The following is an 18,753-nucleotide window of genomic DNA, read 5'->3' on the forward strand; positions in this document are numbered from 1 at the left end:
ATGCCTCCAGCGGCATCCGTTCAGGACAGGCCGAACTCGCGATCGATCAGGTCGAACATCTCGTCGTCGGTGGCGGCCTCGAAGTCGTTTTCGGTCCCGCCGTCCGGTTCGTCGCCGGTCGAGCGCCAGCGAGACAGCAGGCCCTCAAGGCGGGCGGTCACCAGTGCGTGCTCCCCGTTCACGGCGTGCTGACCGGTCAGCAGCCGCTCCAGCCGCTCCAGCTCGCCGAGCAGCTGGGCGGCGCCCTGCGGCTGCGGGGTCAGTCGCTCGCTCAGCAGGCCGGCGACCGCGGCCGGGGTCGGATAGTCGAAGATCAGCGTGGCCGGCAGTCGCAGGCCGGTCGTGGCGTTCAGCCGGTTGCGCAGCTCCACCGCGGTGAGCGAGTCGAAGCCGAGGTCGACCAGGCCACGGGTCTCGTCGATCTCGTCCGCCGAGTCGTGGCCGAGCACCGCGGCCACCTGCGCGCGGACCAGGTCGAGCAGTTCCGCGTCGCGGCGCGCCGGGTCGAGCGCGGCGATCCGGTCGGCGAAGCCCGCCCCCTGCGCGCCACCGTCGGCCCGGCCGGCCGCGGCGACCGGCCGCACGGCGGTCTTACGCAGCGCCCGCATCAGCGGCGGCACGTCGTTGCCGGCCAGCACCGACAGGTCGAAGCGGATCGGCAGCAGCGCCGCGTCCGGCTCGCGCAGCGCCGCGTCGAGCAGGGTGAGCGCCTCCTCGGGCTGGAACAGTCCGATGGCCGAACGGGTGGCCCGCCCGGGGTCGCGCACCGTGGCCAGCATCCCGCCGCCGCTCCACGGGCCCCAGCCGAGCGCCGTGGCGGGCAGGCCGACGGCGCGCCGGTCGGCGGCGAGGGCGTCGAGGAAGGCGTTGGCCGCCGCGTAGTTGCCCTGCCCCGGCGCGCCCAGCGTGGCCGCGGCCGAGGAGAACAGCACGAACGCCGACACCGGCCGTCGCAGGGTGAGCTCGTGCAGCGCCAGGGCGCCGGCCACCTTCGGCCGCAGCACGGTGTCCAGCCGCTCGCCGGTCAGCGACGCCAGTACGCCGTCGTCGAGCACCCCGGCCGCGTGGATCACCGTGGTCAGCGGCTCGTCGCCGGGCAGCGCGTCGACCGCCGCGGCCAGGGCCGCCGGGTCGGCGACGTCGGCCGCGACCACCCGGGCGTCGGCGCCGGCCGCGGCCAGCTCCGCGACCAGTTCGGCCGCGCCGGGCGCCTCCGGGCCGGTGCGGCTGATCAGCAGCAGCCGCCGGAACCCGTGCTCCCGCACCAGGTGCCGGGCGACGTGCCGGCCCAGATCGCCGGTACCGCCGGTGATCAGCGCCGTGCCGGGTCGCACCGACGCGGGGATGGTGAGCACCACCTTGCCGATGTGCCGCGCCTGGCTGAGGTACCGGAACGCCTCCGGCGCCCGGCGCACGTCCCAGGCCCGCACCGGCAACGGCCGCAGGGTGCCGTCTTCGAACAGCCCCCGCACCGCGGCGAACAGCTGGCTGATCCGGTCCGGGCCCGCCTCGACCAGGTCGAACGCCTGGTACAGCACGCCCGGCCAGGCGGCGGAGACCTGCTCGGGGTCGCGGATGTCGGTCTTGCCCATCTCCAGGAAGCGGCCGCCGCGCGGTAGCAGGTCCAGCGAGGCGTCGACAAACTCCCGCGCCAACGCGTCGAGCACCACGTCGACGCCGCTGCCGCCGGTCACCTCGAGGAACTTCTCCCGGAAGGTGGTGTCCCGTGAGGAGGCGATGTGGTCCTCGGGCACCCCGAGCTCGCGCAGCACGTGCTGCTTGCCGGGGCTCGCCGTGGCGAAGACTTCGGCACCGAGGTGCCGGGCGAGCTGGATCGCCGCCATCCCGACGCCGCCGGCACCGGCGTGCACCAGCACCTTCTCCCCCGGCCGCAGCCCGGCCAGGTCGACCAGCCCGTAGTAGGCGGTCAGGAAGACGATCGGCGCCGACGCCGCCACCAGGAACGACCAGCCCTCCGGTACCGGGCTGAGCATGCGCTGGTCGGCCACGGCGACCGGACCGAAGCAGCCGGGGAAGAACCCGGCGACCCGGTCCCCGGGCACCAGGCCGGTCACGTCCGAGCCGCACTCGATGACGACGCCGGCACCCTCGATTCCGATGACCGGGCGGCCGGGGTACATGCCCAGCGCGCCGAGCACGTCCCGGAAGTTCATGCCGGCCGCGCGGATCCCGACCCGTACCTCACCGGGGCGCAGCGGTTCGCCGGCCTCCGGGTTGGGCACCAGGGTCAGCTCGGCGAGGCTGCCCGGCGCCCGGCTGTCCAGGCGCCACAGGTCGGTGCCGTCCGGCGGGCGCAGGGTGTCCCGGTCGTCGAGCCGGGTCAGGCGCGGCGCGAGCAGCGCACCGCCGCGCGCCGCGAGTTGGGGCTCGCCGGTGCCTGCGGCCTCGGCGGTCAGCGCCGGGGTGGCCGGTGCGTCCAGGTCGAGCAGGACCAGGCGGCCGGGGTGTTCGGACTGCGCCGACCGGGCCAGCCCCCAGACGCCCGCGGCGTCCAGGTCGGGTACCGGCTCGCCCGCGCCGGCGGACACCGCACCCCGGGTCACCAGCACCAGGCGTACACCGTCCAGCTCGTCCCGGGCGAACCAGTCCCGCAGCACGTCGAGCACCCGGTGCACCGCGCGGGGCGAGTGGGCGGGTACGGCGTGCAGCACCGTGTCCGGCGGGTCGCCGCGCTCGACCGCGGCGCTGACCGCTGCCGCGTCCGGGTAGCGGGGCGCGACGAACGCGTCCAGCAGCCCGGCGTCGTCCGCGCCGAGTACCGCCCAGCCACGCACCGCCAAGCCATCGGGGCCGTCCCCGGTGGCCGTCACCGGCATCCAGTCGACGCGGAACAGGTCCCGGCGCGAGCCGGTCCGGGCTCCGGGGGCGGCGGCCGGGCGCAGGGCCAGCGACTCGACGCGGGCCACCGGCGCACCGGTCGGGTCGGCCACGGTGACCTCGACCGTCCCGCCGCCCGAGGCACCGGCGATCCGGACCCGGATGGCGGTCGCCCCGGCGGCCCGCAGCGACACCCCCGACCACGCGAACGGCACCCGCGGGCCGGACTGCTCGCCGGGCATCAGGGCGAGCGCGTGCAGGGCGGAGTCGAGCAGGGCGGGGTGCAGGCCGTAGCCGGCCGCGTCCGCGTGGTACGCCTCCGGCAGCTCGGCCTCGGCGTACAGGTCCTCGCCGCGGTACCAGGCGGCGCGCAGGCCGCGGAAGGCCGGCCCGTAGCCGAAGCCCGCCTCGGTCAGGTCGTCGTAGCAGGTGTCGACGGGCAGCGGCGTGGCGCCCGGCGGGGGCCACTCACCGAGATCGTCGGCCTTGGCGTCGCCCGGCGCGAGCGAGCCGGCGGCGTGCCGGATCCAGGGCTCGCCGGTGGCGCCGTCGGGCCGGGAGTGCACGGTGAACGAGCGGCGCCCATCGCCGTCCGGCTCGCCCACGTTGACCTGGATCGCCACCCGGCCGGTGCCGGCCAGCGCCAGCGGCGCCTCGATGGTCAGCTCCTCCACGGTGTCGCAGCCGGTCTGCAGGCCGGCGCGGACCGCGAGTTCGAGGAACGCGGTACCGGGCAGCAGCGTCTCCCCGAGCACCACGTGCTCGGCGAGCCAGGGCTGCGCCGCCGGGGACAGCACGCCGCTGAGCACCGTCGCCTCGGAGTCGGCCAGGGCCAGCTCGGCCGGCAGCAGCGGGTGGCCGGACGCGACCAGCCCGGTGCCCGTGACGTCACCGGACCCGGCGCCCAGCCGGGGCCAGTACCGCTTGCGCTGGAACGGGTAGGTGGGCAGGTCGACGCGGTGGGCGTCGGTTCCGGCGTACGCGGCGGCCCAGTCGACCGGTACGCCGCGCACGTGGACCGTGGCGAGCGCGGCCAGCAGCGTCTGCTCCTCGGGGCGGTCGGCGCGGGACAGCGGCGCGACGGTCACCTCGTCGGGTTCGAGGACCTCACGGGCCATCGTGGTGAGCACGCCGTCCGGACCGGCCTCGATGACAGTCCGGACGCCGTACGCCTCGAGTGCCCGCAGGCCGTCGGCGAACCGGACCGCCTCGCGCACGTGCCGCACCCAGTAGTCGGGGCCGGTCACCTCGTCGCGGACCAGCGTCCCGGTCAGATTGGAAATCATCGGGATGGCCGGGGGCGCGTACGTGAGGCCCTCGGCGACCCGGCGGAACCGGTCGAGCATCGGCTCCATGTGCGGCGAGTGGAACGCGTGGCTCACCCGCAGCCGCCGGGTCTTCACGCCGCGCTCGGCGAACCCGGCCGCGATCCGCGACACCGCCTCCTCGTCGCCGGCGATCACCACCGAGCGCGGGCCGTTCACCGCGGCGACGCCGACCCCGGCGGCATCCGGGTCGCCGGCGATCGCGGCGTCGACCTCGTCCTCGGCGGCGGCCAGCGACACCATCGCCCCGCCGGCGGGCAGCGCCTGCATCAGCGCGCCGCGCGCCGCGACCAGGGTGACCGCGTCGGCCAGCGACAGCACCCCGGCGATGTGCGCGGCGGCGAGTTCGCCGATGGAGTGGCCGCCCACCACGTCGGCGCGCACCCCCCAGTGTTCGAGCAGTCGGTAGAGGGCCACCTCGATGGCGAACAGCGCGGGCTGGGTGTATCCGGTCTCGTCCAGCGGCGTGCCGGAGGTGCCGTCCGGCGGGGTGAGCACCAGGTCGCGCAGCGGCCGGTCGAGGTGGGCGTCGAAGTGCGCGCAGACCGCGTCGAAGGCGTCGGCGAACGCCGGGTAGCGCGCGTACAGCTCGCGGCCCATGCCGGCGCGCTGGGAGCCCTGCCCGCTGAACAGCACGGCGAGCCGGCCCGGGTCACCGGCGACGCCGGCGGTGACCGTGGCGGCGTCCGTACCGGCGGCGACGGCCTCGAGCGCTCGGATCCGGCCGTCCCGGTCGCCGGCCACGACGACGGCCCGGTGCTCCAGTGCGGCACGGCCGGCGGCCAGGGTGAGTCCGATGTCGTCGGCGCGGGCGGCGGGGTCGCGCAGCATCGGCAGCAGGGCGGCGGCCTGGTCGCGCAGCGCCTCGGCGGTGCGGGCGGACAGCGGCCAGGGCAGCGGCCCGACCGGCTCGGGCGCGCGCTCGACGGCCGGCTGCGGCGCCTGTTCGATCAGGATGTGCGCGTTGGTGCCGGAGATGCCGAAGGAGGAGACCCCGGCCCGGCGAGGCCGGTCCCCCGGCGCCTCCCAGGGCCGCGCGGCGGTCAACAGGCGTACCCCGCCGGCGCTCCAGTCGACCTGGCGGGACGGCTCGTCCACGTGCAGCGTGCGCGGCAGGGTACCGGCGCGCATCGCCATCACCATCTTGATCACGCCGGCCACCCCGGCGGCGGCCTGGGTGTGACCGATGTTCGACTTGATCGAGCCGAGCCACAGTGGACGGTCCGGGTCGCGGTCCTCGCCGCCGTACACGGCGAGCAGGGCGTGCGCCTCGATCGGGTCGCCGAGCCGGGTCCCCGTGCCGTGCGCCTCGACGGCGTCGATGTCGTCGGGCGACAGGCGCGCGTCGCTCAGCGCGGCACGGATCACCCGCTGCTGGGCCGGGCCGTTCGGCGCGGTGAGCCCGTTGGAGGCACCGTCCTGGTTGACCGCGGAACCCCGGACCACCGCGAGCACGGGATGCCCGTGGCGTACCGCATCGCTCAACCGCTCCACCAGCAGCAGGCCCGCCCCCTCGGCCCAACCGGTGCCGTCGGCCGCCTCGGCGAACGACTTGCACCGGCCGTTGGAGGCCAGGCCGCCCTGCCGGGAGAACTCGACGAAGGCGCCCGGGGTCGACATGACGGTGACGCCGCCGGCCAGGGCCAGGTCACACTCGCCCGACCGCAGCGACCGCACGGCCAGGTGCAGCGCCACCAGCGACGAGGAGCAGGCGGTGTCCACCGAGACGGCGGGCCCCTCCAGCCCCAGCGTGTACGAGATCCGGCCGGACACCACGCTGCTCGTGTTGCCGGTGAGCAGGTGGCCCTCGACGTCGTCGGCCGCCCTGGTCATCAGGTGCACGTAGTCCTGGCCGTTGGTGCCGGCGAACACGCCGGTCCGGCTGCCGCGCAGCGACCGGGGATCGATGCCGGCCCGCTCGAAGACTTCCCAGGCGCCCTCCAGCAGCAGCCGTTGCTGCGGGTCCATGGCCAGCGCCTCGCGCGGCGAGATGCCGAAGAAGCTGGCGTCGAAGTCCGCGGCGCCGGTGACGAACCCGCCGTCCCGCACGTAGCTGTGCCCGGGACGGTCCGGGTCCGGATCGAACAGGGTCTCCACGTCCCAGCCCCGGTCGGCGGGGAAGCCGGCGATGCCGTCGCGCTCCTCGGCGACCAGCCGCCACAGGTCCGCGGCGGACCGCACGTCGCCGGGGTAACGGCAGCTCATCGCGACGATCGCGATCGGCTCGACGGTCGCCGTGGACGCCACGGCGATCTGCTCATCGGGGGTGCCCGAGCCCAGCTCACCGAGCAGGAACTCGGCGACGGCCGCGGCGTTGGGGTGGTCGAATACCAGCGTGGTCGGCAGCGCGACGCCGGTCTCGGCGCTCAGCGCGTTGCGCAGCTCCACCGCGGTGAGCGAGTCGAAGCCGAGTTCGGCGAAGGGCCGGCCGGGGTCGATCGCGTCGGCGCCGGCGTGGCCGAGCACCGTGGCCGCGTGCCGGCGCACCAGGTCGGTGACGGCCCGGGGGCGCTCGGCGGCGGGCACCGCGGCGAGGCGCGCGTGGAAACGGTCCGCGTCCGCGCCGCCGCGCTGCCGGCCCTGCTGAGCGGCGGCGAAGTCGGGCAGCTCGGCCATGAGCGGGCGGGCGCGCTGGGCGGCGTATCCGGCGGCGAACCGGTCCCAGTCCACGTCGGCCACCACCACGGTGGCCTCCTGCCCGTTGATCGCCTGCCGCAGGGCCGCGAGCGCGGTCACCGGCGGCAGCGGCCGGAGGCCGCGGCGGCGCAGCTCGGATTCGGCCTCTTCCCCGGCCGCCATGCCGGTGCCGCCCCACGGTCCCCACGCCACCGCGGTCGCGGCCAGGCCGCGGGACCGTCGGTACAGGGCGAGGGCGTCGAGGTACGCGTTGCCGGCCGCGTAACCGCCCTGGTGGCCGCTGCCCCAGACCCCGGCGATCGAGGAGAACAGCACGAACGCGTCCAGCGGGGTGTCCCCCAGCGCCTCGTGCAGGTGCCGGGCGCCGAGCACCTTCGCGGCACTCACCTCGGCGAGGTCGGCCGGCGTGGCCTCGGCCAGCGGCGTGAACCGGCCGTACCCCGCGGCGTGGAACACGGCGGTGAGCGGTGCCTGTGCGGGTACCGAGGCGAGCAGGCGATCGACCTCGTCCCGGTCGGTGAGGTCGCAGGCGGCCACCGTCACGGCGGTACCGGCGGCGCGCAGTTCGTCGGCCAGGTCGGCCGCGCCGGGCGCCCGGTCGCCGGCCCGGCTGACCAGGAGCAGGTGCTCGGCCCCGTCGGCGGCCAGCGTTCGGGCCAGCGCGCCGCCGAGGGCACCGGTCCCGCCGGTGATCAGCACCGTGCCGCGTGGCCGCCAGTCTCGGGCGTTGGCGCGCTGCGGTGCGCGTACCAGTCGCCGGGCGGACAGGCCGGACGGCCGCAGCGCCAGCTGGTCCTCGGTGGGCCCGCCGTCCAGGACGCCGGCCAGCCGCGCGGCGGCCCGGTCGTCGAGTACCGGTGGGAGGTCGAGCAGCCCGACCTGCCGGTCGGTGATCTCCAGCTGGGCGACCAGGCCGAGTCCCCAGCTCTGGGCCTGCTCCGGCGCGGTCGGCGGGTCCGCCGGGCCGGTCGCGGCCGCGCCGCGGGTCAGGCACCAGAGCGGTACGCCATCGCCGTCGCCGGACAGCAGCGGCAGGTTCCCGGCGAGCTCGTTGCCCGGGGACAGCGCGAGGAGCGAGACGATGCCGCGCGGCTGCCGATCGGCGGCCCGCTCCGGCCACTCGGTTTCGGTGATCTCGACCAGGTCGTCGGCGTGGGCGCGGAGGGCCTCGACGACGTCCCGGCCGCTGCCGTCGGCCGGCGTGACGACCAGCCAGGTGCCGGCCAGCCGGGCGGGTGCGGTGTCGACCGGCCGCCACACGACGCGGTAGCGCCACGAGTCGACCGCGGACGTCTCCTGGCGCTGGCGCCACCATTCGGCGAGGGCGGGTCGGACGGCGTCGGCGAGGGCCGGCGTGACGCCGAGCTCGGTGGCGAGGTCGTCGCGCTCCACCGCCGACCAGAACGCCTCATCGGCGGCGGTGCTCGCGGCGGGCCTGGCCGACTTGAGCCAGTAGTGCTGGTGCTGGAACGGGTACGTCGGCAGCTCCAACTCCGGTGCCGCCGAGTTCGGCCACTGCACCGGCGTACCCGTCACATACAACCGGGCCAGCGCCGACAGGAACGTGTCCACCTCATCCCGGTCCCGGCGCTGCGCCGCCACCGCCGTCACCCCAGAACCCAGAACCTCCTTCGCCGCCGCCGTCAACGGACCATCCGGACCCAACTCCAACAACGCCGAAATCCCGGACCCCTCCAACGCCGACACCGCGTCACCGAACCGCACGGTCTTACGGACCTGCTCCACCCAGTACCCCGGATCCGTCCACAAACCCGGCTCCACCGGCTGCCCGGTCACCGTCGACACCGCCGACAACACCGGCTCACCGAACTCCAACGACTCCACCACCGCCGCGAACTCCGCCAACATCGGCTCCATCAACACCGAATGAAACGCATGCGACACCACCAACCGACGCGACCGCACCTCACCCAAAGCCTCAACCGCCGCCAACACCTCACCCTCAGCCCCGGACAACACCACCGAGGAAGGACCGTTCACGGCCGCGACACCCCCGGGCAGCACCCGCAGTGCCGCGTCCTCCGACACATTCACCGCCACCATCGCCCCACCCTCAGGCAACGCCTCCATCAACGACGCCCGCGCCGCCACCAACCGCACCGCATCCACAAGCGACAACACCCCCGCCACATGCGCCGCAACAACCTCACCAATCGAATGACCCGCCACCACACTCGGACGCACCCCGAACGACTCCAACAACCGCCACAACGCCACCTCCACCGCAAACAACGCCGGCTGCGCCCACCCCGTACGCTCCAACCCCACCCCCGACTCAATCACCTCACGCAAACCAGACCCGAACAGCCCACACACCTCATCCAACGCCCCCGCGAACACCGGAAACACCTGTGCCAGGCCAGCACCCATTCCCACCCGCTGCGCACCCTGACCCGTGAACACCACACCCAACCGGGACGGTGTCGGCAACGCCTCACCCGACACCACGAACGGCGACTCGCGGCCCTCGGCCAACGCCGCCAAACCGGCGCTCAGCCCCGACGGCAACACCACCGAACGGCACTCCCACAACCCACGGTTCAACAACCCCGCCGCCACCGAGTCACCACCATCGACCAACGGCAACAACCGACCCGCCAGATCCGCCACCGCACCACGACTACGACCCGACAACACCCACGGCACGGAAGGCCGCACGGCGCCGTCAACGGATGCGGTCCGCGCCGCCGCTTCCGGGCCCTGCTCCAGCAGTACGTGCGCGTTGGTGCCGGAGACCCCGAACGCCGAGATCCCGGCGCGGCGCGGGCCGTCGCCGACCCACTCCCGCTGCTCGGTCAGCAACCGGACCGCACCCTCGGTCCAGTCCACATGGGACGATGGCGCGTCCACGTGCAGGGTGCGCGGCAGCACGCCCGCGTGCATCGCCATCACCATCTTGATGACGCCGGCCACGCCGGCCGCGGACTGGGTGTGCCCGATGTTCGACTTCACCGAACCCAACCACAACGGCCGATCCTCCGGCCGATCCTGCCCATACGTCGCCAACAACGCCTGCGCCTCGATCGGATCACCCAACCGGGTACCCGTACCGTGCGCCTCCACCACATCCACGTCGGTGGTCGACAGGCCGGCGTTGGCCAACGCCGCCCGGATCACCCGCTGCTGCGACGGACCATTCGGCGCGCTCAGGCCGTTGGAGGCACCGTCCTGGTTGACGGCCGAACCACGCACCACCGCCAGCACCCGGTGCCCCAGCCGCTGCGCGTCCGACAGCCGCTCCAGCAGCACCAGACCGACACCCTCACCCCAACCCGTACCATCGGCCGCCTCGGCGAACGACTTGCACCGGCCGTCACCGGCCAGGCCCCGCTGCCGGGAGAACTCCACGAACGCCGACGGGTGCGCCATCACCACGACGCCACCGGCCAGCGCCGACGTGCACTCGCCCTGGCGTAGGGCCTGGCTGGCCAGGTGCAGCGCCACCAGCGACGACGAGCAGGCGGTGTCCACGGTGACGGCCGGCCCCTCCAGGCCGAACGTGTAGGACAGCCGCCCGGAGAGCACCGCGGGGGCGCTGCCGGTCAGCATGTAGCCCTCGGAGCCACCGGTGGAGTCGTCCGCGCCGACGCCGTAGCCGGACGAGGTGGCGCCGATGAACACGCCGATCCGGCTGCCACGCAGCGACCTCGGGTCGATCCCGGCCCGCTCGAACGTCTCCCACGACGTCTCCAGCAGCAACCGCTGCTGCGGATCCATCGCCAGCGCCTCACGCGGCGAGATGCCGAAGAAGTCCGCGTCGAACGCGCCGGCGCCGTCCAGGAAACCACCCTCCCGGGTGTGGCTCGCGCCGAGCCGGTCGGGGTCGGGGTCGAGCAACGTGTCCAGGTCCCAGCCGCGGTCGGCGGGGAACGGGGTCACCGCGTCGACCCCGTCGGCGACCAGCTGCCACAGCTGCTCCGGCGAGGTGACGCCGCCCGGGTAGCGGCAGCCCATCGCCACTATCGCGATCGGCTCGTCGCTGGCGGTCGCGACCTCGACGGCCTGCTCCGCGGTGCTGCCGGCCAGCCGGTCCCACAGGTGGGCGGCGAGTACCCGCGGGTTGGGGTGGTCGAAGACCAGGGTGGCCGGCAGGCGCAGTCCGAGCGCGGCGACCAGTCGGTTACGCAGCTCGACTGCGGTCAGCGAGTCGAAGCCGAGGTCGCGGAACGCGCGGTCGGGGTCGACGGCGGCGGCGCCGTCGTGCCCGGTCACCACGGCCGCCTCCGACCGGATCAGCTCCATCAGGTCGGGTACCGCCTCGGCGGCGGGCAGCGCGGCGAGCCGTGCGGCCCGCTCGTTGCCGGCCGGCCGGTCACCGCCCTCGTTCTCGGCCAGGAATTCGCGGACCCCGGGCAGCTCGTCGATCAGCGGGCGGCGGCGGGACGCGGTGAAGCCGGCGGCGAAGCGAGCCCAGTCGACGTCGGCGACGGCGACGAAGGTCTCGTCCGCGTCGAGCGCGCGCTGCAGGGCGTCGAGCGCCTGGTCCGGGGCCATCTCACGCAGGCCGCGGCGGCGCAGGTGCTCGCGGGCGCCGTCGGCCGCGGCCATCCCGTCGCCGGCCCAGGAACCCCAGGCCACCGCGAGGGCGTGCCGCCCGTTCGCGCGCCGGCGCTCGGCCAGCGCGTCGAGGTGGGCGTTGGCGGCGGCGTACGCGAACTGGCCCGCGCTGCCCCACACGCCCGAGTTGGAGGAGAACAGCACGAGCGTGGTGGCCGCGTCGCCGAGCAGGTCGTCGAGCACGTCCGCGGCGTCCGCCTTAGCGACGACGATCGCCTCGCACTCGTCCGCGGTGAGGTCGACCAGGGCGGTGGCCTGCGGGAGGCCGGCGGCGTGCACCACGGTAGCTGGTGACTCGGCGGCGATCAGGGCGGCGAGGCGCTCGCGATCGGTGAGGTCGCAGGCGACGACGGCCACCTCGGCGCCGGCCTGGGCGAGTTCGGCGCTCAGCTCGGCGACACCCGGCGCGTCCGGGCCGCGCCGGCTGGCCAGGACGAGCCGGCGGGCGCCGTTGCGGGCGAGCCTCCGGGCGACGTGAGCGCCGAGCGCGCCGGTACCGCCGGTGATCAGGGTGGTTCCCTCGGGGCGCCAGGGCGCGGTGACGGCGGGCGGCGGCGCGACGACCAGACGGCGCGCGAGGACGGCGTTACCGCGCACCGCCAGCTGGTCCTCGTCGGTGTCGGCGGCCAGGATCGCGACAATGCCCCCGGCGTAATCCGTGGACGGGTCGGCGTCCGTGGGCAGGTCGACGATGCCGCCCCAGTGCCGCGCGTCCTCCAGGGCGACGACCCGGGCGGCGCCCCAGACCTCGGCCTGTGCCGGATCGGGGACGGTGGGGTCGTCGGGTCCGGTGGTGACGGCGCCACGGGTGACGATCCACAGCGCGGCGTCCCGGTCCACGGCGGCCAGGCGCTGGGCGAGCGTGAGCAGCCCGCCGAGCCGGGGCCGGTCGGCGATGACGCCGGTGAGCTCCGGATCCGCCAGGTACGGCGTGGGGTCGGCGTCCCAGCCGAGAACCGTCACGCCGTCGCCGGGCGGCACGGGCAGGCGCCGCTGGTCCGGCTCGTCGCTGACCACCAGCCAGCGGCCGGCCGGGGTGTCCGCGGCCGGCACGACGACCGGCGTCCACCGCACGCGGTAGCGCCACTGGTCGGGGTCGGCCGTCCGGCCGCCGCCGTCGAGCGCGACGTCGAGCCAGTAGCGGCGGCGCTGGAACGGGTAGGTCGGCAGGTCGACGCGGGGCGGGTCGCCGGGCAGGGCGGGGCCGAAGTCCACGTCCACGCCGGCGCAGTGCGCCTCGGCGAGCGCGGTCAGGAAGCGGCGCGGGCCGCCCTCTCCGCGCCGGAGGGTGGCCACCGTGTGCACGTCCTCGTGCGCCGCGATGGCCGGCGTCAGCACGGGGTGGGCGGAGCTCTCCAGGAACCGGGTGTAGCCCTCGGCGATCAGGGTGGTGACGGCCTCGTCGAGCCGGACGGTCTGCCGCAGGTTGCGATACCAGTACCCGGCGTCGAGTTCCTCGCCGGACAACCAGCCGCCGGTGACGGTGGAGAAGAACGGCGTTTCGGCGCGGGTCGGCTCGATCTCGGCCAGCACGGACAGCAACTCGTCGCGGACCGGCTCGACCAGCGCGCAGTGCGAGGCGTAGTCGACCGGCAGCACGCGGGTACGCAGGTCGTCGCAGCGGGCCCGGAAGTCGGCGAGCGCGTCGACGGGTCCGGAGACGACCGTCGCACCCGGGCCGTTGATGGCGGCGATCTCGACACCGGCCGGCAGCAGGGCGCTCACCTGCTCGGCGGGTGCGGCGACGGAGACCATGCCGCCGGAGCCGGACAGCGCGACCAGTGCGCGGCTGCGCAGCACCACGACGCGGGCGCCGTCGGCGAGGCTCAGGGCCCCGGCGACCACGGCCGCGGCGATCTCACCCTGGGAGTGGCCGATCACCGCGTCGGGAACGACCCCGTACGACTGCCACAGCCGGGCGAGGGCGACGTGTACCGCGAACAGCGCCGGCTGTACCACGTCGACCCGCTCCAGGTCATCGCCGCCGCGCAGCACCTCGATCAGTGACCAGTCGACCAGGCCCCCGAACGCGGCCTCGCACTCGGCGATGGTGTCGGCGAAGACGGGCGCGGTGTCGAGCAGTTCGGTGGCCATGCCGGTCCACTGGGAGCCCTGCCCGGGGAACACCCAGACGGTCTGGCCGGGCACGACCCGGCCGGTCACCACGTTGGCGTCGGGAGCGTCCCCGGCCAGCGCGGTCAGGCCGGCGGTGCGCTCGTCGCGGTCGGCGCCCAGGACGACCGCGCGGTGCTCGAAGCGCGACCGGGTGGTCAGCAGTGCCCGCCCGACCGCCAGCGGCTCGTCGCCGGCTGCCCGGCCGAGCAGGTTCCGCGCCCAGCCCGCGAGGGCACCGGGCGAGCGCGCGGACAGCACCCACGGCACGACCGGCGAGTCAAGCTCCACAGTGGATGGTTCAGTAACCGGCGCCTCGGCACCGGCCGGCGCCTCCTCGACGATGACGTGGGCGTTGGTGCCGCTCACCCCGAACGACGAGACGGCCGCGCGCCGGGGGTGGTCGGTCTGCGTCCAGTCCCGGGCGGCGGTCAGCAGCCGTACCCCGCCGGCCGACCAGTCGATCCGGCCGGAGGGCTGGTCCACGTGCAGCGTGGGCGGCATGACGCCGGCCCGCATCGCGAGCACCGTCTTGATCAGGCCGGCGACACCGGCCGCGGCCTGGGTGTGGCCGATGTTCGACTTCACCGATCCCAGCCACAGCGGCCGGTCGGACGGGCGGTCCTGCCCGTAGGTCGCCAGCAGCGCCTGCGCCTCGATCGGGTCGCCCAGTACGGTGCCGGTGCCGTGCGCCTCCACCAAGTCGACGTCGCCGGTGGTGAGCCCGGCGGCGGCCAGCGCGGCCTTGATGACGCGCTGCTGGGATGGGCCGTTCGGGGCGGTGAGCCCGCTGCTGGCACCGTCCTGGTTGACCGCCGAACCACGCAGCACGGCCAGGATCGGGTGGCCGTTGCGGCGGGCCTCGGACAGCCGCTCCACCAGCACGACGCCCGCGCCCTCGCCCCAGCCGGTACCGTCGGCGGCATCGGCGAACGACTTGCACCGGCCGTCCTCGGCGAGCCCCCGCTGGCGGCTGAACGCGGTGAACGTGCCGGGCGTGGCCATCACGGTCACCCCGCCGGCCAGCGCCATGGTGCACTCGCCACGGCGTACCGCCTGCGCGGCGAGGTGCAGCGCGACCAGCGACGACGAGCAGGCGGTGTCGACCGTGACGGCGGGGCCCTCCAGGCCGAGCGTGTACGAGATGCGCCCGGTGGCCACGCTGCCGGCGTTGCCGTTGCCGAGGAATGCCTCGTACTCGGCGAAGGAGTCCGGGGCCAGCAGCAGGCGCGCCGCGTAGTCCTGCGACATCACGCCGGCGAACACGCCCACCCGCGTGCCGCGCAGCGTGTGCGGGTCGATCCCGGCGCGCTCGATGGCCTCCCAGGAGATTTCCAGCAGGAGCCGCTGCTGCGGGTCCATGGCGGCGGCCTCGCGCGGGGTGATGCCGAAGAAGTCGGCGTCGAACTCGGCCGCGTCGTGCACGAACGCGCCCTGGCGGGTGTAGCTGGTACCGGGAGCGTCGGGGTCGTCGTCGAAGAGCGCCTCGACGTCCCAGCCACGGTCGGTGGGGAAGCCGGTCACCGCGTCCTGGCCGGACGCGATCAGCTCCCAGAACTGCTCGGGCGTGTGGACCCCGCCGGGGTACCGGCAGCCGATACCGATCAGCGCGATCGGCTCGTGCTCGCGGTCCTCGCTCTCCTGCAGCCGGCGGCGGGTCTCACGCAGGTCGGCGGTGGCGCGCTTGAGGTATTCGAGGAGCTTCTCTTCGTTCGTCATCACGACAGTCCCAATTCGTTGTCGAGGACATCGAAGATGTCCTCCGCCGTGGCCATGGCCAGGTCGCCGGAGTCCTGCTGGGCCGGGCGCCGCTCGGTCCAGCGGGTGAGCAGATCGCGCAGCCGGCCCGCGATGACGTCGTGCTCGTCGGGGTCGGTGCGCAGGCCGCCGAGGACGGCCGCGAGTCGGTCGAGTTCGGCGTGCGCCGGATCGCCGGCACCGCCGTTCGTTCCGGCGCCGCCGTTGGTCGCGGCGGCACCGTTCGCCGTGGCGCGCTCCAGCAGGTGCGCGGCAAGGGCGTCGGGGGTCGGATAGTCGAAGGCCATGGTGGCCGGCAGCCGCAGCCCGGTCTCGTGGTGCAGCCGGTTGCGCAGCTCGACCGCGGTCAGCGAGTCGAAGCCCATCTCCAGGAAGCCACGGCCGGCCTCGACCGCCGCCGCCGAGGAGAAGCCCAGCACCGCCGCGACCTGCCGGCGCACGATGTCGAGCACGGTGCGCGCCCGCCGGGCCTCGTCCACCCCGGCCAGCCGCTCGGCCAGCCCCGGCCCGCCGCGCTCCGCGGTGTCCGGCCCGCCGGCCCGGCGCAGCGGCGCGCGGACCAGGGCCCGCAGCAGCGGCGGCACCCCGGCGGTGGCCGCCCGCGCGGAGAAATGGCTCAGGTCCAGCCCGACCGGCAGCAGCAGCGCGTCGCCCGTGGCGACGGCCTCGTCCATCAGGTCCAGGGCCCGCTGGCTGTCCAGCGCCTCGATGCCGGAGCGGCTCATCCGGCGCCGGTCGCCGTCGTTCAGGTGAGACGTCAGGCCGCTGCGCTGGGCCCACAGCCCCCACGCGAGTGCGGTACCAGGAAGGCCGTGCGCGGCGCGGTGCTGGGCCAGCGCCTCCAGGTACGCGTTGGCCGCCGCGTAGTTGCCCTGCCCCGCCCCGCCAACGGTGGTGGCGAAGGACGAGAACAGCACGAACGCGTCGAGCTTGCGGTTTTCGGTCTGCTGGTGCAGGTGGCGGGCGGCGTCGACCTTCGGCCGCAGCACGGTGTCGAGCCGCTCCGGAGTGAGCTCGGCCAGCAGCGCGTCGTCCAGCGCCCCGGCGGCGTGCACCACCGCGCCCAGATCGTGGTCCGCCGGGATCTTCGCGAGTACCGCCGCCAGGGCGTGCTCGTCGGCGACGTCACACGCGACGGCCTGAGCGTCGGCACCCACGCGCTCGAGGTCGGCGATCAGCTCGGCCGCGCCCGGCGCGTCCGGGCCCTGCCTGCTCAGCAGAAGCAGGTGGCGTACGCCGTGCCGGGTGGCCAGGTGCCGGGCGACCATGGCGCCGAGCGTCCCGGTACCGCCGGTCACCAGTACGGTGCGATCCGGGTCCCAGGTCACCGGCGTGTCCGCGGCGGCGGCCCGCACCAGGCGCGGGGCGTACCCGGTCCCGTCCCGCAGCGCCAGCTCCGGCTCGCCCGCCTCAAGCAGGTTGAGCAGGTCGGTGACGGCGGCCGGCCGGTCGATGTCGGCCAGCACGAGCCGGCCCGGGTGTTCCGACTGCGCCGAGCGGACCAGGCCGCGCAGCGCCGCGCCGGCCCGGTCCTCGACATCCTCGCCGCTGACGGAGACGGCCGCCCGGGTGACGACTACCAGAGTGACCTCCGAGAGCCCCTCGTCGTCGGCGAAGTCGCGCAGCAGGGCGAGCGGCTCGGACAGCCGGGCCCGCACGTCGTCGGGGTCACCGGCGCTGGTCACCAGCGCGTACCGGGCGTTGGGCCACTCGGCCAGCTCGGCGAGGTTGCGGAGCCGACCGGCGAGCGGCACGCCCGCCTCGGCCAGGCCGAACGCGTCGGACCCGAGCAGTACGGGCATCGGGGCGTCCGGGCCGGGCGCCACGGCCTGCCACTGCACGCCGTAGAGGCCGGAGCCCGCCGCGGCACCCACCGAGCGCAGCTGCTCGGCGGTCACCGGCCGCATGTCGAGCGAGCCGGCCGCCAGCACCGGCGAGCCGCTCTCGTCGGCGGCGACGATGCGGACCCCGCCGGAGTCGGTCGGGCTCACCGCCACTCGCAGCACCGTGGCGCCGGCCGCGTGCAGGGTCACGTCGGTCCACGCGAACGGCAGGCGGGCGGCCGCGTCGGCGGCGGAGTGCAGGAGCGTGGCCGGGTGCACGGCGGCGTCGAGCAGCGCGGGGTGCAGCAGCCAGCGCCCGGCCTCGCCGTGCAGTTCGGTGGGGAGCGCGATCTCGGCCAGTACCGTCTCGCCGTCGCGCCAGGCGGCCCGCAACCCCTGGAACGCGAGGCCGTAGTGGTAGCCGTGCGCCTCCAACTCGTCGTAGAACCCGGCGAGGTCGAGCGCCTCGGCACCGGCCCGCGGCCACGCCTGCGGCAGGTCCGGCGACGGCTGCTCCGGCGCGGGCTCTGCGTCGAGGATCGCGCTGGCGTGCAGCGTCCACGGTTCGTCGAGCCGGCCCGAGGGCTGAGAGTGGATCTGAACCTGCCGGGACGGGTCCGCCGCACCGACGGTGACCCGTACGGCCACGGGCGTGTCGGTCAGGGCGAGAGGCGTGTGCAGGGTCAGCTCGCGCAGTTCGGGGTGGCCGCTGTGCTGGCCGGCGTAGAGGGCCAGCTCCACGAATCCGGTGCCGGGGAACAGGATCGTACCGGCGACGGCGTGGTCGGCCAGCCACGGTGTCTCCCGGGTGCTGAGCAGCCCGGTGAACTGGTAGGCGTCCGGCTGGTCCGGCAGGGTCATCACCGCGCCGAGCAACGGGTGCCCCGTGGCCGTCAACCCCAGCCCGGCAGCATCCCCGGTCGAGGCGGCCAACCGCGGCCAGAAACGCTCATGCTGGAACGGGTACGTCGGCAGGTCCACGTGCGGATACCGGCCCGGCAACGCCACCGACCAATCAACCGGCACCCCCAACACATGCGCCTGCCCAACCGCGGTCAACATCTGCCGCCAACCACCCTGATCCCGCCGCAACGTACCCACCGCGTGAACCCCATCCCGCTCACCCAAAGCCACCGTCAACACCGGATGAGCAGAACACTCCACAAACACCCCGAACCCCTCACCCACCAACACCTCAACCGCCCGATCCAACAACACCCGCTGCCGCAAATTCCGATACCAATACCCCGCATCCAACTCCTCACCCGACACCCAACCACCCGTCACCGTCGAAAAGAACCGCACCGTTGCCGGCTGAGGCCGAATACCCTCCAGCACCCCGACAAGTTCGTGTTCCAACACCTCCACCGCCGGACCATGCGACGCGTAATCCACCGGCAACACCCGCACCCGAAGCCCCACCCCCTCACACCGCTCCCGAAACTCCACCAAGCCATCAACCGAACCCGACACCACCGTCGCCGACGGACCATTCACCGCCGCGATACCAACACCCTCCGGCAACAACCCCTCCACCACATCGGCCCCCGCCGCGACCGACACCATCCCACCCGAACCCGCCAACCCCAACAACAACCGCGACCGCAACACCACCACCCGCGCACCATCAGACAACGACAACACCCCCGCCACCACCGCCGCCGCAATCTCACCCTGCGAAT

Annotated in this window: 2 protein-coding genes; both read right to left on the reverse strand. The window is 74.8% G+C overall.

Translation table 11 applies throughout. The features are described from left to right. Positions 1-20 precede the first annotated feature (20 nt). Positions 21-15,209 carry a type I polyketide synthase gene (locus tag ABEA87_RS41090; RefSeq protein ID WP_345639202.1) on the reverse strand — a complete coding sequence of 5,063 codons (15,189 nt, stop codon included), beginning with the start codon at positions 15,207-15,209 and terminating at the stop codon, positions 21-23. Beyond that, positions 15,209-18,739 (reverse strand): SDR family NAD(P)-dependent oxidoreductase, encoded by a 3,531-nt coding sequence (locus ABEA87_RS41095; protein WP_345639203.1) that lies wholly within the window; start codon positions 18,737-18,739, stop codon positions 15,209-15,211. The genes ABEA87_RS41090 and ABEA87_RS41095 overlap by 1 nt, the downstream gene beginning before the upstream one ends. Positions 18,740-18,753: the final 14 nt, after the last annotated feature.

This window comes from Rugosimonospora acidiphila (assembly GCF_039543385.1).
Classification (GTDB): Bacteria; Actinomycetota; Actinomycetes; order Mycobacteriales; family Micromonosporaceae; genus Rugosimonospora; species Rugosimonospora acidiphila.